Below are 23499 nucleotides of genomic sequence, written 5' to 3'. Positions count from 1 at the left end.
AATATAAAGTAGAAGTTCTCTCCTTTTTTTGCTATGTTCTTCTGGAAAGGAGAGGAAGGGATGTTCACTTATTTATATGCATTGTTAGTGGGGATGGTGTTTGGTTCTTTTTTTATGTTAATTGCGATGAGAGTTCCACTAGGTGAGTCTATCATTACCCCGCGTTCACATTGTTATTATTGTAAGTATGTGCTGAAGCCAAAAGAATTGATTCCAATCATTTCATTTTGTATACAAAGAGGACGTTGTACGAATTGTAAGAGGGAAATTTCAATTTTGTACGTAGTATTTGAACTTGTAACCGGAATGATATTTCTTCTTACTGTATATATGATTGGGGTGGAACGAGAGCTTATCATCATTTTATCGCTTTTTTCGTTACTTCTTATTATTTCAATTACAGATTACATATATATGTTAATCCCTAATCGTATTTTAGCTTGGTTCGCCTGTTTACTCATTTTAGAATGTGTTTTTGTACCGTTAGTCACTTGGACAGATAGTATAGTTGGTAGTGGGGTTATATTCATTTTGTTATATTGCATGCAAAAAATATATCCAGAAGGGCTTGGTGGAGGAGATGTAAAATTACTTTCGTTACTTGGATTTATAGTGGGACTGAAAGGGATTTTTATGATTTTATTTTTAGCATCTTGTTTTAGTCTCTGTTTCTTTGGGGCTGGTATAGTATTAAAACGTATGAAAATGAGGACCCCAATTCCGTTTGGCCCTTTTATTAGCCTTGGGGCAATATGTTACATGTTGGTCACGTATACAAAATAGAGAGGGGATAGAGAGTGAACGTATATATGGATGATCAAAGAAGTTGTCCGTACGGGTATGTGCCCGCAACTACAGTAGAATGTGCCTTGCAAATGGTTCGGGATTATGATGTGAATATTCTTTCCCTTGATTTCAATATGGGGTGGGGAGAAAAAAGTGGATTAGATTTTGTAGAGGTTTTTTGTAAAGAGGGGTTATACGTAAATGAAATTCACCTTCATACGAATGATGTCATCGGTATGTACAAGATGAAACAGAGAATTAATAAGGGAAAGGAAGAAGGAGAGATTAATCCTAATCTTGTTGTTAAATATGTGGGGAGCTAAAAACTCCAAAGTAAAACTTTGGAGTTTTTAATGTTTCATATGTGCTTGTAAAGGAATAATCTCTTCTTGTTGAGCTGCTGCGATTTCAGTTTCTTCCTGTTGAACTTCAGGTGTTTTCTTTGTTAAGTAGTGGTATACCATACCGACAAATACAGACCCGCCAATAATGTTACCAATTGTAACTGGAATTAAATTATGAATAGCACCTGCAAAAGAAATTGTCTCCGGATGCGGTGAAACTAAAGATAAAGCAAATAGTGATAAGTTTGCGATGCTATGCTCGTAACCAGATAAGAAGAATGTGAAAACGAGTAGCATCATCATCATAATTTTTGCTGTATCACCTTTAACTTGAGAAGGTAAGAAACAAGCAAGACATACAAGCCAGTTACATAAAATTGCTTTAAAGAATAATTGTATTGTAGGTGTATTCATTTTTCCTTCCACTACTTTATTCATGAAATGACCGTGATCAATTGCTCCGAAAATGCCAGTTGCGTAAAATAGTAAGGCAAAGAATAAAGCGCCAGCTAAGTTACCTGCATAACAAGCAACCCAGTTACGAAGTGTATCAGAAATCGTTGTTTCTTTCCGTAAAGTTGCCACTGTGAAATACATTGTATTTCCAGTAAACAATTCAGCACCGCCATATATAATAAGTACGAGGGCAATTCCGAAAAACATAGAAGCAGCTAAATAAGTTGCTGGTGAATCTGCAATGTGAAAAAAGTTACCTAATTTAAAACATAGTACAATAATAAAGCCGATATAAATACCCGCAAGTGCGGCACGAATGAAATATTGCATCGGGTTTGTATCTAGCATTTGTTTTTTGCTCTTAGCCAGTTTGACAACATAATCTAATCCTTGTTCTAGCATGAGTAATACGCTCCTTTAGTACATCATCTATAAATACTCCTTATATGAATAAAGTACATGGATTCGGTCATAGTTTCAATGAGTTTGTGCAATGTTTCACAAAAAGGACATACATATATAAGGAAAACGCTTACAAAAAATAGTATAATGGAATTTTTTCTGGACATAGAGAGGGGACAAGGAAAAGAGAAAAAGCGCTGTAATTACAGCGCTTTTTCGTCTAAATTCTTTTCTACTTTTACTTCTACTTCTTTCGAGAAGAACCAACCACCAACTGCGATTCCGACTAATACAATCCAGAATGTAAGCTTCCACGGAGTGGATTCTGGGAATGAATGTGGAATTACATTTAATGCAGGGTGTGCTAATGTATAAACTGCTAGCTTCACACCAACCCAACCTACAATTAAGAATGCTGCAGTTTCAAGTCCTGGTTTACGTTTTAAGATTTGTACGAAAGCAGTTGCTGCAAATCGCATAATGATTAATCCGATAAGTCCACCTACAAAGATAACAACGAATTGCCCAGTATCAAGACTACCAATTGTACCTAATCCTGTTTTTGGTAAAGTCATTGCTAATGCAACAGCAGCTAAAATTGAATCAACTGCGAAGGCGATATCAGCAACCTCAACTTTAAATACAGTCCACCAAAAATTCTCTTGTTTTTTCTTTGCTTCTTTTTCTTCTGTTTCTTCATCTGTATTCTTTTTAACATACGTTTTAAATAAGTGATTACCAGCGATAAACATAAGGTAAATGGCACCAATTGCTTGCACTTGCCATACATCGACTAAGAACGAGATCATAAATAACGATCCGAATCGGAAAACAAATGCCCCCGCTAATCCATAAAATAGTGCTTTCTTTCGTTTTTCTTCTGGTAAATGTTTTACCATAATTGCAAGAACAAGCGCGTTATCAGCCGCTAAAATCCCCTCAAGTGCAATTAGGATGAGTAATACCCAACCATACTCCAATAATAATGATACATCCATGTACATTCTCCTCTCATTTCTATAAGTACTAAATAAGTGAAGAATTTCCCCACTATTTAGTTTCCCCATACTCCTGCCTATTAACTTTGGAAGAATTTGGTAATGAATACAAAAAAGACCTCTGCCGTTAATAGGCAAAGGTCTTGCTAGACATATGTAATGAAAATGCCAACAAAGCCGGAAGAACTAAGTTCTACGTAATGACGACTTTGTTTCCAAGAAAGATTCTTGGACGCTACTCCCCTTTGGAGATATGCTATTGTACTCTCATTATATGGATAATTTATACGGTTGTCAACCTGTTAAAATATCTTCATTCGGATATTTTATTTTTTGTTTCTTTTTACGTGCAAAAGAAAAAGCCAATGTTAAAGGTCCCATCTTCCCAAAAAACATCATAAAGATGATAATAGCTTTTCCAATCATAGTTAAGTGTGGTGTGAAATTCATACTGAGACCGACAGTTCCAAATGCTGAAAATACTTCGAAAGCACTCATCAATAGAGGAACTCGCTCAGTAATACTTAAAATTAAAATAGCAAAAAAGATAAATGAAATGGAAATAATCGTGATGGTCAATGATTTGACGATGAGAGTATCTTTAATAGATTTTTTAAACACGACAATATCATCTCGTTCTTGTAAAAATTTAAATACCCCAAAAAACATGATTAAAAATGTTGTTAACTTAATTCCGCCACCAGTTGAAGCACTGCCAGCCCCAATAAACATTAGGAGCATCATTAATAAAAGGGAAGGCTTTGATAATGCAGAAATATCAACTGTATTAAACCCGGCAGTACGCGTTGAAATCGCCTGGAAATAAGCGGCCATTCCTTCTTCAAATGGGGTAAATCCTCTCATAGAAAGGGAATTGTGGAACTCGAATATAAAAATAAAAACAGTCGCAATAATATTGACGATTAGAGTAGAAGAGAGCATAAGTTTTGAGTGTAATGTAAGGTTTTTAAAATTTTTCTTTCTTTTTATATCTACGATTACTGTAAAACCAATCCCACCTAAAATAATGAGGGAGGAAATAACGAGATTGACAAGAATGCTATGAGAATGGGACATTAAATTATCGCTCCATACAGAAAAACCAGCATTGTTAAATGCAGAGATCGAATGAAAAAAGCTATAATAGACCCCTTTAGCAATACCGTATTTCGGTACCCATTCAAAAGAAAGAATCAAAGTAGCGATACATTCGACTGTAAAAGAGAATAAAAATAATGCTTTGGCAAGACGAATGACGCCACCAATATTCGTTTGATTTAACGCTTGTTGCAGTAAAATTCGGTTTTGAAGGCCAATTTTTCTGCCGAGCATAATTGCAATTAAAACGGCAAAGCTCATAATGCCAAGTCCGCCAACTTGTATAAGCGCTAAAATGACACATTGGCCAAATAAGGTAAATACTTTCCCAGTGTCCACAACACCAAGCCCTGTAACCGTACAAGCAGAAATGGTTGTAAATAAAGCATCGAGCCATGAAATAGACGTTGTTGTAGCAATTGGTAGCTTTAATAAGCATGTGCCGATAACTGATAACATAATAAAAGACAAAGTAAGAACACGGGGAGGACTCATACGAATGTTAATCCGTTTCATGTTACATATCGTTCCTTTCAGTTTGCTCTTACTAGTATGTGAAAAAGCACGATTATGTATGTTAAAAATAGAAAGAGGCAGAGAATATCTGCCTCTAAGCCATATGTTATAGGTTTATCCACGTAATTGTTGTTGAGCTAAAGCAACAAGGCGTTTCGTTACTTCGCCGCCAACTGAACCGTTAGAACGAGATGCTGTATTAGAACCTAAGCTTACGCCGAATTCTTGTGCAATTTCATATTTAAATTGTTCAAGTGCTTGTTCTGCACCTGGAACTAGTAATTTGTTTGTTTTTACCATGTTGATACACATCCTTATGAGTAGTCCAGTTCAGCTAAGTACCTATCTAAACTGGTAACGTTATTTTATGTGGAAACGGCGTACTCATACGCGGAAGTAATCGGTGTGATTAGAAGTTATTGGATAGAAAAAAGAGTAGCAAATTTGCTACTCTTTTTTCAGTATTGTCGCTGTACCTTCAACGACAATATCACCTGATTGATTATATATGTTTGTTTGCAACGTAATGATTTTTTTATCGTCACGTTTTTTTATGACTTCTGCCACAACGCGAAGTGTATCGCCAATCTTGACAGGAGCACGGAATGAAACGTTTTGAGATAAATAAATCGTATTTTTTCCTGGGAGCTTCGTTCCAAGGATAGTAGAAATAAAACTTGAAACGAGCATACCATGAGCAATACGTTCTTTAAACATTGTCGTTTTTGCAAAAGAGTCTAAAATATGAATAGGATTCACATCTCCAGTCAATTTTGCAAAATTGATAACGTCCTCATCCGTAATCGTTTTTGTAAGGGATGCTTGATCACCGACTTGAATCTCATCATAACGAAGCTCCGGAACAGTTTGTGCTTCTTGAAATGGATTCATTTGGGCCTCCTTCTTTTCCATATCGAAAAATGCCAGCCATCTTGATGTAGTAGGAGGAAGAAAGAGTTTTGTTTGTGCTGCAGTTAGCTCCCACATTTTTCTTACTTGATGGAAGTAAATAAATTTTTTGAGTTTTCCTCGAACTGCTTTGCGAGTTCTAGTTGTTTGGACTTGAACTCTCCCAAAAAAACTTCAAATTGTTTTTGAACCTCTTCACGTTGTAATTGTTGCTGTTCAATAAATTGTTTTGTTGTTTCTTCAAATTGACCACTAGTTTGAGTAAGAATAGACAAAGATGTTTTCGTAGGAGAAACAGTAAGTTGGTGCATTTGAGTAGAAAGTTCATTCCATTTCCCTTGCCACTCGTTAATTTGATCATTTAAGGAGTTTCCAGTTAATTGCTTCACATAATCTGTATATTGGTTATTGAACTGAGCAGTGAATTGTTGTAGTTCTTTTTCTAGTTCATCTACTCCTGATGTTAATTTATGCAGAGCGTCTTGTTGTTGTTTTAAAGTTTCTAAAGTAAGTTGCTCTAATTGTTTCCCAGCTGAAGAGAAGAGGGAAAGAGATTGAGACCAGTTTTTCCAAAATGCATCGACTAATTCGTATGGCTTAGTTTCCATTGTTTGACCTCCAAATGTTTTTTTGCATATTATGAACGCAGATTAATCTGCTGTACCACCAGGTGAAGATGAAGAATCCTTTTCATCCTTTTCTGGAGAAGTAGAAAATGGAAAGAATGCATTGGTGTATAACGTAAAAAACGTCCGCAACATATTTTGATAATGTTCAAAAGAAGTCGCACATGTTGTTAAATATTGCTCTCCATATTCAGTTAAAGAATAAATTCTTTTTGCTGGCCCTCCGTCGCTTGTATCCCAAGTAGAAGAAATAAGGTTTTCTTTTTCTAATTTGCGTAATGTTCTATACACATTACCTTGGTCAACAGAAGAAAAGCCGATGTCCATTAGCATTTGAATAAGTTTGTAACCATGAAGACTCCAGTCTTTTAGACAGAGAAGTAAGAAGGGAACTAAGAAGTTTTTTGGCATGGAGTTTGGTTGTTTCGCTTGGTTATTCTCCAAACTTTCGCGTTGTTCTGGTTCATTTTGTAGCATGATTGTGCATCACCTCATGAATCAGTTAGATGGAATTTTTTGCTTATAAGTGCAATTTACACCTATCTGTTTTTAATGTCAATACATTTGTTGGAAAATAAAGAAAAATAAAATATAGACTTGAAGTTTTATTCAGAATATTAGAAAATAGTGAATAGGTTGAATTGTTTCAAAAACGAAAAAGGGAGTGTAGGTAAAGTGATTGATCAAAAATTCGATCCACTACAAGCATGGAAAAATGCTTATGAACAAACCGAAACATTTTGGGGAAAAGCGCTCAATGAAACAATTAAAACAGAAGAATATTCTGCTTGGATGGGCAGCGTTCTAGATTTAAATTTGTTTTATCAAAAAGCATTAAATGATACAACAAAAAATTATCTAGAGCAGGTGAATGTGCCTACGAAAGAGGATATTGCAAGAGTGGCTACGCTTGTTATTAACTTGGAAAATAAAGTAGATAACATCGAGGAATTTCTAGAGGAGAAAGTAGATTCTTTAGGACAAGCTCCTACATTAAAGCGTGATGTTACGAAAGTAAAACAAGATATTCGCACGTTAGAAACGAAAGTTGATCAAATCTTAGAATTGCTAGAAAAGCAAAATGCAGTACTAGCAAAACTACAAGAACCTGTAAAAGAAGAAACAAAACCTGCGAATAAGCCGGAAAATAAAAAATGATAATAGCGTTTGTTTATAACGTGTAAAAGAGAAGGGGAGAATCTCTTTTTCATGTATAAACAACGAAACATAATTAATATATGGACTCTATTACTATGAGTACCAAAATGATTCATAACAATCGTTCACAAATTCATTTAAGGGGGAAAAGAAATGGTTCAATTAAATGGCAAAGTAGCAATCGTAACAGGTGGGGCAAAAGGAATTGGAAAAGCGATTACAGTAGCGTTAGCACAAGAGGGAGCAAAAGTAGTTATTAACTATAACAGCAGTAAAGAAGCAGCCGAAAACTTAGTAAATGAACTAGGAAAAGAAGGTCATGACGTTTATGCAGTTCAAGCGGATGTTTCTAAAGTAGAAGACGCAAACCGACTTGTAGAAGAAGCTGTGAATCATTTTGGTCAAGTTGATATTCTTGTTAATAACGCTGGTATTACAAGAGACCGTACATTTAAAAAGTTAAATCGTGAAGATTGGGAACGCGTAATTGACGTGAATTTAAGCAGCGTATTTAATACGACAAGCGCTGTACTTCCATACATAACGGAAGCAGAAGAAGGAAGAATCATCAGTATTTCTTCTATTATTGGTCAAGCTGGTGGATTTGGACAAACAAACTACTCAGCAGCAAAAGCAGGTATGTTAGGATTTACAAAATCATTAGCGTTAGAACTTGCAAAAACAAATGTAACTGTAAACGCAATTTGCCCAGGATTTATTGATACTGAAATGGTAGCTGAAGTACCAGAAGAAGTACGTCAAAAAATCGTTGCGAAAATCCCGAAAAAACGTTTTGGTCAAGCTGATGAAATTGCAAAAGGTGTAGTATACCTATGCCGTGACGGTGCATATATTACAGGTCAGCAATTAAACATTAACGGTGGATTATACATGTAATGAAGTAAGAAAAAAGTGCATATCCATAGCAGGAATGCACTTCTTTTTTTAAAAGGAAATCGACCAAAAAGGAGATAGAAAAATGACTACATTCGTAACAGAATGGGAAAAGCAATTAGAGTTATACCCAGAAGAGTACCGAAAAGCATATCGCCGTGTGAAAAGGGCGAGTGAAATTTTATTACGTGAACCAGAGCCGCAAGTAGGGTTAACACCGAAAGAGGTTATTTGGACGAAGAATAAGACGAAGCTTTATCGCTACATTCCAAAACAAGAAAAAACACAAAGAGTTCCAATTCTATTAATATATGCTCTTATTAATAAACCATATATTATGGACTTAACTCCTGGAAATAGTTTAGTGGAATATCTAGTGGACCGTGGTTTTGACGTGTATATGCTTGATTGGGGCACATTTGGTTTAGAAGATAGTCATTTGAAATTTGATGATTTCGTGTTTGATTATATTGCAAAAGCAGTGAAAAAAGTAATGCGAACTGCAAAATCGGACGAGATTTCTTTACTTGGTTATTGCATGGGCGGAACGCTAACTTCTATTTATGCGGCACTTCATCCGCACATGCCAATTCGTAACTTAATCTTTATGACAAGTCCTTTTGATTTCTCTGAAACAGGATTATATGGTCCTTTATTAGATGAGAAATACTTCAATTTAGATAAAGCGGTTGATACATTTGGAAATATTCCGCCAGAAATGATTGATTTCGGGAACAAAATGCTAAAACCGATTACGAACTTTGTTGGTCCATATGTGGCTTTAGTGGATCGTTCAGAGAATGAGCGCTTTGTTGAAAGCTGGAGATTGGTTCAAAAGTGGGTTGGCGACGGTATTCCGTTCCCAGGTGAATCATATAGACAGTGGATTCGCGATTTTTATCAAAATAATAAATTGGTTAAGGGTGAACTCGTTATTCGCGGACAAAAGGTAGACCTTGCAAATATTAAGGCGAATGTCTTAAATATTTCCGGGAAACGTGATCATATCGCCCTGCCATGCCAAGTAGAAGCATTGCTAGATCATATTTCTAGCACAGATAAACAATATGTATGTTTACCGACAGGGCATATGTCTATCGTTTACGGCGGAACAGCTGTAAAACAAACGTATCCGACGATTGGAAATTGGCTTGAAGAGCGTTCGAAGTAAAAATAAAAAATCCAACTAGCGTTGTGTTAGTTGGATTTTTTTATGGAAAATAACAAAACATAGAAAGGAGAAATCTACATTTTAGGAGTATAATTATGAAACTTATGACTGGTAAATTGTTTTGGAATACAGGAGTTTCTGTACCTTGTTATCCACCATTAGAAAATGATATGATATGTGATGTGCTCGTAGTTGGAAGTGGAGAAGCAGGTGCTCATATAGCGTATTCGTTAGCGAAAATTGGAATGAGTGTTACACTCATTGAAAAAAGCGCAATCGCATGTGGTAGTACAGCTGCGAATACAGGCTTATTACAATTTCTTCATGATAAATCGTTAACCTCTCTTATTCATACATTTGGTAAAGAAAAAGGGGTAAGAGCATATAGCCTTTGTTACGAAGCGCTCAGAACAATGGAGAAGGTTGTACCGACTCTTGATATTGATCCCCATTTTATTCCGCGAAGTAGTTTATATTATGCAAGTAGAAATGAGGACGTTTCATTTTTACAAGAAGAATATAATACGTTACGTCATCATGGATTCCCGGTTAAATATTTTACCGATTTAGATATTAAAAAGAAGTATTCATTTACAAAACAAGCTGCGTTATATACGCATGGTGATGCCGAGGTGAATCCGTATTTATTAGCGCATAGCCTTTTGCATAAAGCAAATCAAATGGGAGCTACTGTGCATGAACATACAGAGGCCATACATATAAAAAAACGCCAAAATAATTTAATTTGTTACACAAAAACAGGAAATCAAATTGTAGCAAAGAATATTATTATGGCAACAGGTTATGAAACGCTTTTCGGGAAGAAAGAAAAAAATACAACAGTAGAAACATCTTATGCGATTGTGACAAATAAGATAGATTCATTTGAAGGTTGGCATGAACAATCATTAATTTGGGAAACAGCACGACCTTACTTATATTTTCGAACGTATGCAAACCGTATTATTGTAGGTGGATTAGATGAAGCGATGCAAATTCAAACAATCGGTGATACGAAATTATTGCATAAGCGTGATATCCTTATTAACATTGTAAAAGAGATGTTCCCGCAGTATAAAAATATACAGGCAGACTACTATTGGGCGGCAGCATTTGGTGGTAGTCATGATGGTCTTCCTATTTTAAAAGAAGATAAAAAGATACATAATTTATTTTACGCATTGCCGTATGGAGGTAATGGAACTGTGTATGGAATGGTATTTGCCAAATTATTTGAGCAGTTATTTACAAATAAAGAAAGTGAAGATTTTTCTTTATTTAATCGATAGAAAAAAGGTAGCGAAGTGATGGAATGAGAGATATAAAAAAGTTTTTACAAAAATTACGTCCTGTACAACTCATTGTTTTGTTTTATTTATTAGCAGTAGTTGTATCGGTGATATTGCTTAGTTTCCCGTTTGTTACGAAGTCTGGTGTGAAATGGACATTTATCGATGCCCTTTTTACATCTGTTAGTGCGGTAAGTGTTACGGGACTGTCTGTTGTTACGATTTCAGATACATTTACTACGGCAGGAATTATTATTTTAGCCCTTATTTTACAATTAGGCGGCTTAGGAATTATGGCACTTGGTACATTTGTTTGGATTATAACGGGGAAAAAGATCGGTTTGCAGAGAAGAAGACTCATTATGGCAGATCATAATCAAGGGAATTTATCAGGCCTTGTAGAATTGATGCGTTCTATTTTAATTGTAATTATTTCGATAGAACTTATTGGAGCAATACTATTAGGTACAAGATTCCTACTTTATTTTCCAACTTGGCAAGAAGCTTATTTTCACGGTTTCTTTGCAGCTGTTAGTGCAACCACGAACGGCGGATTTGATTTAACAGGACAATCGCTAATTCCGTATAAGAAAGATTATATTGTTCAAATGATTCATATGTTACTTATTATTTTAGGAGCGATCGGTTTCCCTGTATTAATGGAAGTGAAACAATTCCTTAGTAAAAGGAGACAGCAACTATTTCGTTTTTCGTTATTTACAAAATTGACGACAACAACATTTTTTGCACTCGTTATCGTTGGAACAATCATGATTTTTTTACTAGAACGAAATCAGTTTTTAGCAGGAAAGTCATGGCATGAAACAGTTTTCTATACATTATTCCAATCTGTGACGACGCGAAGTGGTGGACTTGCTACAATGGATATACGTGAATTGTCACAACCGACGCTTTTATTTATGAGTATATTAATGTTTATAGGAGCATCTCCAAGTTCGGTTGGGGGCGGAATACGTACAACAACATTTGCTGTTAGTATATTATCGCTATACACTTTTGCAAGAGGTGGGAGAACGGTTAGAGTCTTCAAGCGTCAGCTACATGAAGAGGACGTGCTGAAAGCATCTGTCGTTATGACGATGGGGATTTTATTATGTGCCACAGCGCTATTTATTTTATCTATTACGGAAAATGTACCACTTATGAGTTTAATTGTTGAAGTGTGTTCTGCTTTCGGGACGACAGGGCTATCAACAGGTATTACGCCAGATTTAACAACTGTTGGTAAACTTGTACTTATTGTACTTATGTTTATTGGGCGTGTCGGTATTTTAACATTTATACTGGCTAGTGGTGGAAGAGAACAGCCACCTCGCTATAAATACCCGAAAGAGAGAATTATTATTGGATAGTATGAAACCATTCTACCTATTTTAGGTAGAATGGTTTTTTAGTCGTTAATGCCAAATTGCGGATGCATAAAAGAGTCATTCTTATTATCTACTTCTTTTTTTAGCAACTCTTGATTTTCCTCTGAAATCCAGCCAATATCATTTGTAGGATGGATCCATTCTTCTCCAGCCATAATGGCAGGATCTACTTCATCGCTCCAATTGTGAAGTGGACTATTCTCGGAATCATATTTACTGTCGCCGATTACGACGTCATATTGATTTATGAAAGGTTGTTGCATCTTCTTTCCTGTTCCTTTAAAAGATGGAAAATTCATTTGATGCGGGAGCGTTTCATCTAAAATTGGTGACTGAATTTTATCTTTTTTCTTCAAAATAATCGCTCCTTTTTATAATGTTTTCTTTATAGGTAGTATTTCCATTTAGCGGCTCTTATGTACTTGTTAACACTTGCCAGTAATAATTATTTTATGTTGCTTCAAACTAGAGTAGAAAGTGAATTCTTGAGAGCAGGTGAATGTATTGGTAAAAAGAAAAGTGAAACAAAATGCGGCAATCAACAATAATAAAACTCCGAAAGAAAGCTTACCAGATGCAGAATTTGCATTAGAGTATGAAGGAGAAAATAGCGCGAAGTATGCAAATCGTAATTCAAAAAAAGGTAAACAAAAATGAGGCGTTTTTTACAAACGCCTCATTTTTTTGTGGGATTATAAAGGTTTTTTTAATTATTTGTAAATTTAGTGTTCACTGTTAGCAGAAAAATGCGAAAAAACATAGAAGTAGCAACGTATTACACAAAAACAAACAACAAACAAAAGATTAATGTTGGTTTAATACTGCTTTTACACTAGTTGTTTATATTTGAGTTGTACATAAGATTTGTAAAAGGAGAGAGAGACAGTGAAAAAAACAATCTTTAAAGCTGTAGCAACTGGAATGGTATTTTCGTTATTAATGGGGTGTGGTGCAAAAAAAGAAGAAAGTGCTGGGGCAAAAGTAAAAGATGATAAATTATCTGGATCATTAACTGTTTACACAGCGATTGAAGAAGAACTTGTACCAATTTATCTTGATTCTTTTAAAAAGAAGTATCCAGATGTGAAGCTGAACATTGTTCGTGATTCAACTGGAGTTATTACAGCGAAATTGCTAGCTGAAGGAAAAAATACACAAGCAGATGTTGTATGGGGAACTGCTGCGTCAAGTCTATTAGCTTTAGATAAAAAAGATATGTTAAAAGGATACTCTCCAAAAGGAGCAGATCGTGTTCTTCCACAATTTAAAGATGATAAGCAACCAGAAAAATGGGTAGGTAATACGGCATTTATGACGGGGATTGCTATAAATAAAGAAGAATTAAAGAAGAAAAATTTACCGATGCCAGAATCATACGAAGACTTAACGAAACCAGAATATAAAGGAACGCTTGTTATGCCACATCCGGCTTCTTCTGGAACAGGATTTTTAACAGTTTCTGCATGGTTACAAATTATGGGTGAAGATAAGGGTTGGGATTACATGAAGAAACTTCATGAAAATATGGCAACTTATACTCATTCAGGTTCAAAACCAGCGAAATTAGCAGGCGCGGGTGAATATCCAGTTGGCGTCTCAATGGTTTATAGTGCTTTGAAAGAGAAACAAAAAGGTGCACCAGTTGAAGTTGTATTGCCGAAAGAAGGATTAGGTTGGGAAGTAGAAGCGAACGCACTTATTAAGAAAGATAATGCAAAAAATGAAAAATTAGCGCAAGCATTTTTAGATTGGGCAATTACTGATGATGTAATGAAGTTATACTTCGAGAAAAATGGATTTGCGACAATTAAAAATGATTATAAGCTTCCAGATGGATTCCCTAAAGATGTGACAGAAAAGTTATACAAAAAGAATGACTTTAAATGGGCAGCAGAAAATCGGGACGAAATTTTAGAAAAATGGGAAAAAGAGTTTGGCCAAAAAGCAGAACCGAAAAAGTAAGTGAGTGGGAGAGAGAAAAAATGAGCGAATATTTATCAATTCAACACATTCAAAAACAGTTTGATGCATTTACAGCGTTAAAAGATATTTCTTTTACTGTGAAAAAAAATGAGTTTGTATGTTTATTAGGCCCAAGTGGTTGTGGGAAAACAACATTGCTTCGAATTTTAGCTGGGCTAGAAGAGGCAACAACAGGTAGTATAGCTGTGGATGGAAAAGATATTACAGCATTACCTCCTGGAAAGAGGAATTTCGGAATGGTGTTTCAATCGTATGCATTATTTCCGAACTTAACAGCACTTGAAAATATTGAATACGGCTTAAAGACAAAAAAATATGGAAAAGCAGAAGTAAAAGAGAAAGCGCTAGAGGCGTTAGAACTTGTAGATTTGCTGAATGTAAAAGATAAATATCCTGCTCAAATGTCTGGCGGACAACAGCAGCGAGTAGCACTTGCCCGTGCGCTCGCTCTGTCTCCGGATATTTTGTTACTTGATGAGCCGTTATCTGCTTTAGATGCAAAAGTGCGTGAAAAGTTACGTAGAGAAATGCGTGATTTGCAAGAAAAAGTGGGAGTAACAACTATTATGGTCACGCATGATCAAGAAGAGGCATTAACGATGGCTGATAAAATTGTTGTAATGAATCATGCGGAAATTATGCAGATTGGCACACCAGAGGAGATTTATCAAAGACCCGCCAATCCGTTTGTGGCAGATTTTATTGGTTCTATTAATTTCTTTTCGAGAAATAATGAAGAACATGCAATTCGTCCTGAACATGTAACCGTGGTACAAAAGGATGGTATTAAAACGGTTGTGGAAAGTATGGAATTTCGTGGATCTGTATATCGGACAGAAGTGCGAGTCGTAGAAGAAAAAACACATCTTTATAACGAGAAAATCGTAGTGGATATATTGGCATCAGAAGTAGAAGCAACCGCAATTAGAAAAGGAAAGCCGCTTCAAATCTCTTTCTCAGAAAATCATATGTTGTCATATGGAAAGAAGGTCATTGTATAGATGGAGATGTTAGAAGATTTCAAGGTAGAAAGTACGAAAAAAAAGATTAAGAGACGTATCGGTAAAGAAGAGTGGATACAAAGACTATTAATTATTGGTATGCTTCTTGCATTTTTGATCATGCTTGTATTACCTCTATTACAATTGTTTATACAAGCTTTTTATGATAAAGATGGAGCTTTCATTGGTCTTGCGAATTTCAGTAAATATTTCACAACTCCAACGCTAGTTCAATCATTACAAAATACGATATGGATTTCGGGTGCGACAACAATTATTGCAGCGACACTCGCTTTTGCTTACGCCTATGCGATCGCTCGTACGAATGTGTTTGGGAAGCGTGTATTTCAATATGTCGCGTTGTTACCATTATTCGCACCGACGATGATGCATGGTATCGCACTTACATATTTATTTGGTAATCAAGGGTTAGTAACGAAAGGGATGTTTGGTTTGTTTGAAGGGATACAAATTCCTTTATATGGACCAGTAGGAATTGTAATGGCTGAAGTCATGTATACATTTCCGCAAGCATTTCTTATATTATTAATTGCTTTTCAAGGCTCTGATTATCGTTTATATGAAGCTTCTAATATGCTAGGAGCGAGTAAAACAAAGCAATTTTTCACTGTTACTTTACCTAATGTAAAGTACGGATTAATTAGTGCGATGTTCGTTGTGTTTACACTTAGTTTCACTGATTTTGGGGCACCAAAAATTGTTGGTGGGCAATATAATGTACTTGCTACGGACGTATATAAGCAAGTAATTGGGCAGCAAAATATGCCGATGGGTGCAACCGTCGGAATGATTTTATTAATCCCAGCTATATTTGCATTTGCAGTTGATCGCATTACGCAAAGAAAGCAGGCGAATCTCTTATCTTCCAAATCAGTACCTTACAGAATAATAAATAATAAGAAACGAGATGTTATTTCATTCGTATATTGTAGCGTAGTAACGCTTATGATCATTTTATTATTTGTGGCAGTTGGTATTGCTGCAAGTGTGAAAGTATGGCCGTATAATATGAGCTTTACATTCGAGCATTTTAATTTTTCCAGTTTAACAGGAGATGGACTTGAAGCGTTTAAAAATAGCGTAATTGTTTCAGCAATCACAGCGGTTATTGGAGCAGTTTTAACATTTATGTTCGCTTATGCGATTGAGAAAATAGATCAGCTACAATTTTTCCGAAAAGCAGGTTACTTTTTCTCTATCGTCCCTTTAGCGATACCAGGTTTAGTACTTGGGTTAGGCTACGTCTTCTTCTTTAGTCAACCAACCATACAAATCTTTGGACTTTCCGTAACGAACCCGTTTCATTCTCTATACGGAACAATCGTTGTGCTAGTACTAGTCAATATCATTCATTTTTATTCGGTAACATTTGTTACGGCAACGACAGCTTTAAAGAAATTAGATCGAGAGTTTGAACTTGTTTCACAGTCGATGGGGATTCCGTTTTATAAAACATTCTTTCGAGTTACGGTACCGATGTGTCTACCAGCCATTTTAGAAATGGTCATGTACTACTTCGTAAATTCAATGGTAACTGTCTCGGCAGTTGTATTCCTATACGCAGCTGATTTTAAACTAGCTGCCGTATCAATTGTAAATATGGATGATGCAGGAAATGTGGCACCAGCAGCTGCAATGAGTGTGCTTATTGTTGTTACAAATATTGTAGTAAGAGTTGTATATGAATGGGGAACGAAAGCACTTCGTAACCGAACGTCACAATGGCAAAAAAGATAAATAAGAAGGGTGATGGATTGAATGAAAATAGAAGCAGTAATTTTTGATTGGGCAGGTACGACAGTTGATTATGGATGTTTTGCACCATTAGAAGTATTCATGAAGATTTTTCATAAACGTGGTGTTGAAATTACAGCAGAAGAAGCACGTAAGCCAATGGGATTATTAAAAATAGATCATGTAAGGGCACTAATAGAAATGCCTCGTATTGCGAATGAGTGGAAGCATGTTTTCGGACAATTACCAACAGAAGCAGACATTCAGGATATGTATGAAGAATTTGAAGAGATTCTCTTCGCTATTTTACCGGTCTATGCGTCGCCAATTCATGGAGTAAAAGAAGTAATTGCTTCTTTACGTGAAAGAGGAATTAAAATTGGTTCAACGACTGGTTATACGAGAGAAATGATGGACATTGTAGCAAGAGAAGCAGCACTACAAGGATATAAACCTGATTTCCTCGTTACACCAGATGATGTTCCAGCGGGTCGTCCGTATCCGTGGATGTGCTATAAAAATGCGATGGAACTTGGTGTATATCCGATGAATCATATGATAAAAGTTGGAGACACGGTATCAGATATGAAAGAAGGGCGAAATGCCGGTATGTGGACAGTTGGTATAATTCTTGGCAGTAGCGAACTCGGCTTAACTGAAGAAGAAGTGGAGAATATGGATCCGGTAGAACTTCGTGAAAAAATAGAAGTAGTTCGTAATCGTTTCGTTGAAAATGGGGCGCACTTTACGATGGAAACGATGCAGGAACTCGAAAACGTAATGGAACATATCGAGAAACAAGAGCTTATTATTTCATAAAAGGGGAATAGGATCATGACTGAAAATCACTACTTATTATTAACGCCAGGACCATTAACAACAACAAAAACAGTAAAAGAAGTTATGTTATACGATTGGTGTACGTGGGATGCTGAATATAACACCATGGTGCAAGAGGTAAGAGCTAAACTTGTATCGTTAGCAACGAAGGAAGAAGAGAAATATACAACTGTTCTCATGCAAGGAAGCGGTACGTTTTCAGTTGAAGCAGTAATTGGTTCTGTCATTCCTAAAAACGGAAAGCTGCTCGTTTGTATAAATGGTGCATACGGTAAGCGAATTGTACAAATGGCAGAGATGTTACATATAGATGTGGTGGTCAGTCAAACAGAAGAGTGGGAGCCTACTAATATTGCAAAAGTAGAAAAGATATTGCAACAAGATAAAGAGATTACACATATTGCAGTTGTTCATTGTGAAACAACAACAGGTATTATCAATCCAATTGTAGATATATGTAAATTAGGGAAGAAATACGGAAAAGTAACACTAGTTGATGCAATGAGTAGTTTTGGTGGTATTGAAATAGATATTGCTGAATTGCAAATTGACTTTCTAATTAGTAGTGCGAATAAATGTATTCAAGGGGTTCCTGGGTTCGGCTTTGTTATTGCAAAGCGCGCTGAATTGGTGAAATGTAAAGGGCAGGCACGTTCATTATCATTAGATTTATACGATCAGTGGGCAACGATGGAAAATCAAAATGGGAAATGGCGTTTTACGTCACCTACACATGTTGTACACGCTTTTTATCAAGCACTACTTGAATTAGAAAAAGAGGGCGGAGTAGAAGCGCGTTACAATCGATATTATAACAATCAAAAACTATTAGTGAATAGAATGAGAGAAATCGGATTTAAGCCACTAGTAGATGAAAAATATCAATCTCCTATTATTACATCTTTTATTTATCCAGAAAAAGGATTTGAATTTCAACAGTTATATAATGAATTAAAGCAATATGGATTCGTCATTTATCCTGGTAAAATTTCGAAAGTAGATACGTTCCGCATTGGAAATATCGGTGATGTACATGAGGCAGATATCAATCGCTTAGTTAATAGTATCGCTAAAGGAGTTGTTATAGGGTGAGAGTATTTTGCTTAGGTGGAGCAGGTAAAATTTGTCGTGAAGCAATTTTAGATTTAGTGCAATTTTCATCTTTTGAGACGATTACAGTAGCTGATTTTAATGAAGAAGAGGGCCTTAAAGTAGTAGAATGGCTCAACGATCCTCGTGTTGATTTTGTGAAAGTAGATGTAACGAATCACGAGGATACAGTTGCAAAAATGAAAGGCTATGACATTGTAATGGATGGCACGACGATAAAGTTAAATGGCTTGTCTACTCGATGTATTGCAGAAGCAGGTTGTCACGGTGTGAATTTGAATGGATTTGGTGAAGAAAATGATTCGCATTCTATATTTGTTCAAAACGGAAAAACGTGTTTACCTGGTTTTGGTATGACGCCAGGTGTAACGCAAATGATGGCGATGCATGCAGCAAATCAGCTAGATACTGTAGAGTCAGTTCGTGTCAGTCACGGCTCGTATCGTCCAATTGCTTTTTCTGCATCCATTACAGAGACAACGACATATGAATATGATCCACATTTACCATCGCGTACAGTATATGAAGATGGTGAGTTTAAGCAAGTACCTCCGTTTGCGCGTCCGAGAGAAATTGAATTACCGGCGCCTTATGGTAAGGAAACGCAGTATATAATCCCGCATTCTGAAACGATTACGTTAGCAAAAGCACTAGAAAATAAAGGTGTCAAGCTGATAGAGACGAGAGGGACTTGGCCACAGCAAAATATGCAGCTCGTACGTGCTTTATATGATTATGGTATATTGCGTAATGATCGAGTTGATATAAATGGGAAAGAAATTGGCATTATGGATTGTATTTCGAAGTATTTATTGCAATCGAAAGAAGGACAAGAAACAGAAATTTACGGTTATGCACTTCATGTAGAAGTAATAGGTATGAAAAATAATGAGAAACAAAGGCACGTATTATATCATACACACCCGTTATCTGATGGATCTGTTGTAGGATGGGAAAAATTAAGAGCTTATACGAGAAACGTCGGTATTCCATTTGGGATTGCTACAGAGTTAATCGCAAAAGGGAATGTAAATAAAGTTGGTGTTGTTACACCTGAGGAAGCTTTTGTAAATCCACAAATTATTTTTGATGAACTAAAAAAGCGTGGTATTCATATTCATGAAGAAGTTTCTACTTACAAAGAAAGTTAGAACTTTGTATAAGTAAGGCAGTTTATGAGGTAGAAATTAATGGGGTGAGGTTATGTCTGTAGTAGGTGAAGAAAGAAAGCGAACCATTCTTGAGAAGATAGAGTTTAAAGGGAAAGTAAAAGTTTCAGAATTAGCGAGAGAGTTTGCTGTATCAACAGAGACGATTCGCCGTTATTTAGAAGAGTTGGATCGTGAAAAGAAGTTGAAGAAAGTGTATGGTGGAGCTGTCCAACTTCCGGGAGCTGGAATAGAGGCACCAATGTTAGAGCGAGAGATGCTACATATAGAAGAGAAGAAGAGAATTGGGTATAAAGCAGCAACGTTCGTGGAAGATGGAGATGTTATTGCGATTGATGATGGAAGTACACCACTTCAAATGGTGCCCTATCTTGTTCATCGCAAAAATTTAACGATTGTAACAAGTTCATTTCCAGTAGCAACACAATTAATTTCTTCTATTAATAAAAAGATGTTTCACGGAGAAGTTTTATTTATTGGTGGAAAAGTATCTCCAAAGCATTCACGTGTGTCAGGTTCTATTTCGCAGCAAGTAATCCACCAATTTCATTTTCATAAAGCATTCGTTTCGATTGATGGATTGTTGCCTGGTTTTGGGGTTTCTAGTTTTGAATTAGAAAAGGCAAAACTGTCAGAAGCGATGATGAAATTAGCGGAAAAAACATATATTTTATGCGATCATACAAAAGTAGGGGTAAAAGGAAATTACCGAATAGCAGCGTTTTCGCGTATTGAACATGTAATTTGTGATAAGAAAATGCCCTACAGTTTTGAAGAGGAAGTCAAAAAGCATAATATTCAATGGACAATTTGCTAAATAAATTGAACTCCCACCTAATTTTGAGGTGGGAGTTTTACTGCTCGCAAATAGCAGGATAAAAGATTTGTATTTATGCAAAAAGTGGACACATTTTCTCATCTCTTTCATATAATTTACCAATACAAAAAAAGTTGGTCGAAGGAAAGAAGGGAGAAGGATGTCAGAACGGATATATAATAAACTTGTATTGTATGCAAATATTTTGCAAAAAATTGGTGTTATTAATGAAAAAGAAAAAAGTGAAATTCTTCATACGATAAGCAAAAAAGCCCTTTGAATCAAGGGTTTTTTATTTTTTATCCATGGAAATATAAACTTAATGTAAGATTATCATTGACAATGATAATGAGATTCATTATCATTTATTTTGTAAGTAATTGATAAGTGTTATCAATTATGAAAATTATATATGATAGGGGATATTATTTTGAAAAAAAGTTATATTAAGGCGCTAGTAGTAGCCACAACATTAGCAATTCCATTTGCTACATACTCTACTCCAGCATTAGCAGCACTAAAAGCTGAAGCAAACCAGTCGGTGGCAGCAGCTAGTGAACGTACATACGATACTGAGATTAAAATATATAAGGATCAAAAAGATGAACCATCTATGGTTTCTCAATATATAAAAGATCCTAAAGTAGCGATTGTAGCCGGGAAAAAAATTGTTACTGTAACAATGCAAGATAGCGATTATTTTCAATATCTTAGAATAGAGGATAAAAACCAACCTGGTGTATTTCATGATGTGAAAGTTCTATCAGAAGATAAGAGGAAAAATGGAACGAAAGTAGTCCAATTTGAAATTGGCGAATTTGAGAAGAAGCACAATATGCAAATGCACATACTTATTCCGGCTATTGGATATGATCACAAATATCAAGTTCAATTTGAAATTAAAGATCCAACATTAGGTGACCAAGAAACAGAGAAACCAGATGACAACTCTAATTCAGGTAAGACGGAAACGGATAATCCAGTTGATAGTCAAAACGTGATAACAGATAAGAAATTAAGAGAACTTGTTAATAAAAAAGTATTTAATAGAAAAGATTTAAATACACCAATTACGAAAGAAGAGTTATTACAAGTAAAGGACTTGTTTTTAAATACGAATGAGATTCTTGATTATAGTGCATTAAAATATATGCCAAATTTAAAATCTTTAACAGTTGCAAATGCGAAGATAAAAGATCCGTCGTTCTTTACGAACTTAAAGCAATTAAATCATTTAGCTTTGCGTGGTAATGAATTTTCAGATGTAACGCCACTTGTTAAGATGGATAATTTAGAATCTCTTGATTTAAGTAATAATAAAATTACAAACGTTGCACCATTAGTGGAAATGAAAAATGTAAAAAGTTTATATCTATCAGGAAATCAAATAGAAGATGTAACAGCATTAGCGAAAATGGAACAACTAGATTACTTGAATTTAGCAAATAATAAAATTATGAATGTTGCTCCATTAAGCGCGTTAAAAAATGTAACATACTTGACTTTAGCAGGTAATCAAATTGAAGATATTAAACCGTTATATTCATTACCTTTAACAGACTTAGTATTAACACGTAATAAAGTTAAAGATTTATCGGGCATTGATCAAATGAATCAATTAAGTAAGTTATTTATCGGGAAAAATCAAATAGAAGATGTGACACCACTTGCTAAAATGACTCAACTTACAGAATTAGATTTACCTCACAATGAGTTAAAGGATATTACTCCATTATCAAATCTAGTAAACTTACAAAAGCTTGATTTAGAAGCAAATTATATTTCAGACTTAACACCAGTTAGCAATTTGAAAAAGTTAGTATTTCTAAGTTTTGTTGCAAATGAAATCCGCGATGTTCGACCAGTTATAGAACTAAGTAAAACAGCTTACATCAATGTTCAAAACCAAAAAGTATTTTTAGAGGAAACAGAAGTAAATAAAGAAGTGAAAGTACCTGTATACGAAAAAGATGGTAAAATCTCTACAAAAATTAGTTTGAAGAGCGAAGGTGGGACGTATAGTAACGATGCAGTTAAGTGGAGTACACCAGGTGAGAAAGTATATGAATTTGGTGTGAAAGATCCATTTGCGGATACAGGGATTTTCTTCACTGGTTCTGTGATTCAAAATGTTGTAAATGGAAAAGTAGCCGAAGAAGTAATGGAATTTAAAGATGTACCAAAAGGCCATTGGTCAGAGCAAGCAATTAATCATTTAGCAAAAGAAAAATTATTTGTAGGTTATGGAAATGGAAAATTTGGATTTGGTGACAACATTACGCGCGGTCAAGTAGCAGTTTTAATACAAAAATATTTGAAGTTGGAGCGTAATTTAGAACAGAAAACGAAGTTCACAGATACGAAAGGAAATATGTATGAAGGAGCTATTGAGGCAGTTACACAAGCTGGAATTATGACGGGAGATGGTGATGGTACGTTCCGTCCAGATGGAGTGTTAACTCGATATGAAATGTCAGTAGTATTACAAAAGGTATTCCAATTAAAGGAAATAGAAAAGAGTGTAGTGAGCTTTAAAGATGTACCAAAGGGTCATTGGGCAGAAGGATATGTAAAAGCTTTAGCGGATAATAATATATCAAAAGGTGATGGAAAAGGAAACTTTTTAGGCGATGACTTCGTAACACGCGAACAATATGCACAGTTTTTATATAACGCAATCACGAAATAAAAGATGAGAAAATACGTTATTCTTTGATTTAAAAAGAATAACGTATTTTTTATGTATAAAATGAAATAGGAAATAGACAGGAGTATAGAAATATAGA

At 35.4% G+C, this 23499-nt stretch carries 24 protein-coding genes and 1 riboswitch; of the genes, 16 read left to right on the top strand and 8 right to left on the bottom strand.

What is annotated here, in order from left to right; genetic code table 11:
• Positions 1-60 precede the first annotated feature (60 nt).
• A complete protein-coding gene (locus ACUN28_RS22855) occupies positions 61-783 on the top strand; it encodes a prepilin peptidase (protein ID WP_016088798.1) in 723 nt (240 codons plus the stop codon).
• Positions 784-797: 14 nt separating this feature from the next.
• Positions 798-1109 carry a cyclic-phosphate processing receiver domain-containing protein gene (locus tag ACUN28_RS22850; RefSeq protein WP_016088797.1) on the top strand — a complete coding sequence of 104 codons (312 nt, stop codon included), beginning with the start codon at positions 798-800 and terminating at the stop codon, positions 1107-1109.
• A gap of 27 nt (positions 1110-1136) precedes the next feature.
• Here ACUN28_RS22850 and ACUN28_RS22845 read toward each other — a convergent pair whose 3' ends face one another.
• The 7 genes from ACUN28_RS22845 to phaQ all read right to left on the bottom strand — a co-directional run bounded on the left by ACUN28_RS22845 (position 1137) and on the right by phaQ (position 6612).
• On the bottom strand, positions 1137-1988 hold the full coding sequence (locus ACUN28_RS22845) for a formate/nitrite transporter family protein (protein ID WP_016088796.1): 852 nt from the start codon (positions 1986-1988) through the stop codon (positions 1137-1139).
• Between the two features lie 203 nt (positions 1989-2191).
• On the bottom strand, positions 2192-2986 hold the full coding sequence (locus ACUN28_RS22840; RefSeq protein ID WP_000383326.1) for a TerC family protein: 795 nt from the start codon (positions 2984-2986) through the stop codon (positions 2192-2194).
• A gap of 90 nt (positions 2987-3076) precedes the next feature.
• Positions 3077-3242, bottom strand: a riboswitch (yybP-ykoY riboswitch).
• A gap of 38 nt (positions 3243-3280) precedes the next feature.
• Entirely contained in the window at positions 3281-4600 is a 1320-nt protein-coding gene (locus ACUN28_RS22835; protein ID WP_016088795.1) for a TrkH family potassium uptake protein, read from the bottom strand.
• Between the two features lie 114 nt (positions 4601-4714).
• Positions 4715-4900: an alpha/beta-type small acid-soluble spore protein gene (locus ACUN28_RS22830; protein ID WP_000241212.1), complete on the bottom strand. Its 186-nt coding sequence runs from the start codon at positions 4898-4900 to the stop codon at positions 4715-4717.
• A gap of 147 nt (positions 4901-5047) precedes the next feature.
• Positions 5048-5491: a MaoC family dehydratase gene (locus tag ACUN28_RS22825; protein WP_001067917.1), complete on the bottom strand. Its 444-nt coding sequence runs from the start codon at positions 5489-5491 to the stop codon at positions 5048-5050.
• A 101-nt stretch (positions 5492-5592) separates the two neighbouring features.
• Complete coding sequence (gene phaP / locus ACUN28_RS22820; RefSeq protein WP_016088794.1) at positions 5593-6117, bottom strand: polyhydroxyalkanoic acid inclusion protein PhaP; 525 nt, start codon at positions 6115-6117, stop codon at positions 5593-5595.
• 42 nt (positions 6118-6159) lie between these two features.
• Complete coding sequence (gene phaQ / locus ACUN28_RS22815) at positions 6160-6612, bottom strand: poly-beta-hydroxybutyrate-responsive repressor (RefSeq protein ID WP_016088793.1); 453 nt, start codon at positions 6610-6612, stop codon at positions 6160-6162.
• A 198-nt stretch (positions 6613-6810) separates the two neighbouring features.
• Here phaQ and phaR point away from each other — a divergent pair, with 198 nt between their 5' ends.
• The 5 genes from phaR (at position 6811) to ACUN28_RS22790 (ending at position 12020) form a co-directional block, all read left to right on the top strand.
• A complete protein-coding gene (gene phaR, locus ACUN28_RS22810) occupies positions 6811-7293 on the top strand; it encodes a polyhydroxyalkanoic acid synthase subunit PhaR (RefSeq protein ID WP_016088792.1) in 483 nt (160 codons plus the stop codon).
• Between the two features lie 153 nt (positions 7294-7446).
• A complete protein-coding gene (locus ACUN28_RS22805; protein WP_016088791.1) occupies positions 7447-8190 on the top strand; it encodes an acetoacetyl-CoA reductase in 744 nt (247 codons plus the stop codon).
• Positions 8191-8272: 82 nt separating this feature from the next.
• Positions 8273-9358, top strand: coding sequence for a class III poly(R)-hydroxyalkanoic acid synthase subunit PhaC (gene phaC / locus ACUN28_RS22800; RefSeq protein ID WP_016088790.1), 1086 nt, complete (start codon positions 8273-8275; stop codon positions 9356-9358).
• 95 nt (positions 9359-9453) lie between these two features.
• Positions 9454-10647, top strand: coding sequence for an NAD(P)/FAD-dependent oxidoreductase (locus ACUN28_RS22795; RefSeq protein WP_016088789.1), 1194 nt, complete (start codon positions 9454-9456; stop codon positions 10645-10647).
• Positions 10648-10670: 23 nt separating this feature from the next.
• Positions 10671-12020, top strand: coding sequence for a TrkH family potassium uptake protein (locus ACUN28_RS22790; protein ID WP_016088788.1), 1350 nt, complete (start codon positions 10671-10673; stop codon positions 12018-12020).
• Between the two features lie 38 nt (positions 12021-12058).
• Here the strand turns inward: ACUN28_RS22790 and ACUN28_RS22785 are convergent, their stop codons facing one another.
• Positions 12059-12394 (bottom strand): DUF3905 domain-containing protein, encoded by a 336-nt coding sequence (locus ACUN28_RS22785; protein ID WP_016088787.1) that lies wholly within the window; start codon positions 12392-12394, stop codon positions 12059-12061.
• 148 nt (positions 12395-12542) lie between these two features.
• On the opposite strand from ACUN28_RS22785, the gene ACUN28_RS22780 reads away from it, so the two are divergent.
• The 9 genes from ACUN28_RS22780 to ACUN28_RS22740 all read left to right on the top strand — a co-directional run bounded on the left by ACUN28_RS22780 (position 12543) and on the right by ACUN28_RS22740 (position 23402).
• Positions 12543-12695, top strand: a complete 153-nt coding sequence (locus ACUN28_RS22780; RefSeq protein ID WP_000240799.1) for a hypothetical protein — start codon at positions 12543-12545, stop codon at positions 12693-12695.
• 228 nt (positions 12696-12923) lie between these two features.
• Positions 12924-14000, top strand: a complete 1077-nt coding sequence (locus tag ACUN28_RS22775) for a putative 2-aminoethylphosphonate ABC transporter substrate-binding protein (protein WP_016088786.1) — start codon at positions 12924-12926, stop codon at positions 13998-14000.
• A 20-nt stretch (positions 14001-14020) separates the two neighbouring features.
• Positions 14021-15022: a putative 2-aminoethylphosphonate ABC transporter ATP-binding protein gene (locus ACUN28_RS22770; RefSeq protein WP_016088785.1), complete on the top strand. Its 1002-nt coding sequence runs from the start codon at positions 14021-14023 to the stop codon at positions 15020-15022.
• Positions 15023-16780: a putative 2-aminoethylphosphonate ABC transporter permease subunit gene (locus ACUN28_RS22765; RefSeq protein ID WP_016088784.1), complete on the top strand. Its 1758-nt coding sequence runs from the start codon at positions 15023-15025 to the stop codon at positions 16778-16780. It begins immediately after the preceding gene.
• A 21-nt stretch (positions 16781-16801) separates the two neighbouring features.
• Positions 16802-17596, top strand: a complete 795-nt coding sequence (gene phnX / locus ACUN28_RS22760; protein ID WP_016088783.1) for a phosphonoacetaldehyde hydrolase — start codon at positions 16802-16804, stop codon at positions 17594-17596.
• A gap of 15 nt (positions 17597-17611) precedes the next feature.
• Positions 17612-18709, top strand: a complete 1098-nt coding sequence (phnW, locus tag ACUN28_RS22755) for a 2-aminoethylphosphonate--pyruvate transaminase (protein ID WP_016088782.1) — start codon at positions 17612-17614, stop codon at positions 18707-18709.
• Positions 18706-19878: a saccharopine dehydrogenase family protein gene (locus ACUN28_RS22750; RefSeq protein WP_016088781.1), complete on the top strand. Its 1173-nt coding sequence runs from the start codon at positions 18706-18708 to the stop codon at positions 19876-19878. Before phnW ends, ACUN28_RS22750 begins: the two co-directional genes overlap by 4 nt.
• Positions 19879-19930: 52 nt before the next feature.
• Positions 19931-20713: a DeoR/GlpR family DNA-binding transcription regulator gene (locus ACUN28_RS22745; RefSeq protein ID WP_016088780.1), complete on the top strand. Its 783-nt coding sequence runs from the start codon at positions 19931-19933 to the stop codon at positions 20711-20713.
• A gap of 412 nt (positions 20714-21125) precedes the next feature.
• Positions 21126-23402 carry an NEAT domain-containing leucine-rich repeat protein gene (locus tag ACUN28_RS22740; RefSeq protein ID WP_033660047.1) on the top strand — a complete coding sequence of 759 codons (2277 nt, stop codon included), beginning with the start codon at positions 21126-21128 and terminating at the stop codon, positions 23400-23402.
• Positions 23403-23499: the final 97 nt, after the last annotated feature.

Source organism: Bacillus sp. WC2507 (genome assembly GCF_052656125.1).
Note: the sequence above shows the minus strand (reverse complement) of the source record. Positions and strands in the feature narration are given on the sequence as shown.

Bases quoted from the DNA above. Each gene is read 5' to 3' on its own strand.
- ACUN28_RS22765 (WP_016088784.1), top strand. From the start codon at position 15,023: ATGGAGATGTTAGAAGATTTCAAGGTAGAAAGTACGAAAAAAAAGATT.
- phaC (WP_016088790.1), top strand. From the start codon at position 8,273: ATGACTACATTCGTAACAGAATGGGAAAAGCAATTAGAGTTATACCCA.
- ACUN28_RS22840 (WP_000383326.1), bottom strand. From the start codon at position 2,986: ATGGATGTATCATTATTATTGGAGTATGGTTGGGTATTACTCATCCTA.
- ACUN28_RS22740 (WP_033660047.1), top strand. From the start codon at position 21,126: ATGATAGGGGATATTATTTTGAAAAAAAGTTATATTAAGGCGCTAGTA.
- ACUN28_RS22830 (WP_000241212.1), bottom strand. From the start codon at position 4,900: ATGGTAAAAACAAACAAATTACTAGTTCCAGGTGCAGAACAAGCACTT.
- phaQ (WP_016088793.1), bottom strand. From the start codon at position 6,612: ATGCTACAAAATGAACCAGAACAACGCGAAAGTTTGGAGAATAACCAA.
- ACUN28_RS22855 (WP_016088798.1), top strand. From the start codon at position 61: ATGTTCACTTATTTATATGCATTGTTAGTGGGGATGGTGTTTGGTTCT.
- ACUN28_RS22805 (WP_016088791.1), top strand. From the start codon at position 7,447: ATGGTTCAATTAAATGGCAAAGTAGCAATCGTAACAGGTGGGGCAAAA.
- ACUN28_RS22790 (WP_016088788.1), top strand. From the start codon at position 10,671: ATGAGAGATATAAAAAAGTTTTTACAAAAATTACGTCCTGTACAACTC.
- ACUN28_RS22795 (WP_016088789.1), top strand. From the start codon at position 9,454: ATGAAACTTATGACTGGTAAATTGTTTTGGAATACAGGAGTTTCTGTA.
- phnW (WP_016088782.1), top strand. From the start codon at position 17,612: ATGACTGAAAATCACTACTTATTATTAACGCCAGGACCATTAACAACA.
- ACUN28_RS22845 (WP_016088796.1), bottom strand. From the start codon at position 1,988: ATGCTAGAACAAGGATTAGATTATGTTGTCAAACTGGCTAAGAGCAAA.
- ACUN28_RS22825 (WP_001067917.1), bottom strand. From the start codon at position 5,491: ATGAATCCATTTCAAGAAGCACAAACTGTTCCGGAGCTTCGTTATGAT.
- phaP (WP_016088794.1), bottom strand. From the start codon at position 6,117: ATGGAAACTAAGCCATACGAATTAGTCGATGCATTTTGGAAAAACTGG.
- phnX (WP_016088783.1), top strand. From the start codon at position 16,802: ATGAAAATAGAAGCAGTAATTTTTGATTGGGCAGGTACGACAGTTGAT.
- ACUN28_RS22745 (WP_016088780.1), top strand. From the start codon at position 19,931: ATGTCTGTAGTAGGTGAAGAAAGAAAGCGAACCATTCTTGAGAAGATA.
- ACUN28_RS22835 (WP_016088795.1), bottom strand. From the start codon at position 4,600: ATGAAACGGATTAACATTCGTATGAGTCCTCCCCGTGTTCTTACTTTG.
- ACUN28_RS22770 (WP_016088785.1), top strand. From the start codon at position 14,021: ATGAGCGAATATTTATCAATTCAACACATTCAAAAACAGTTTGATGCA.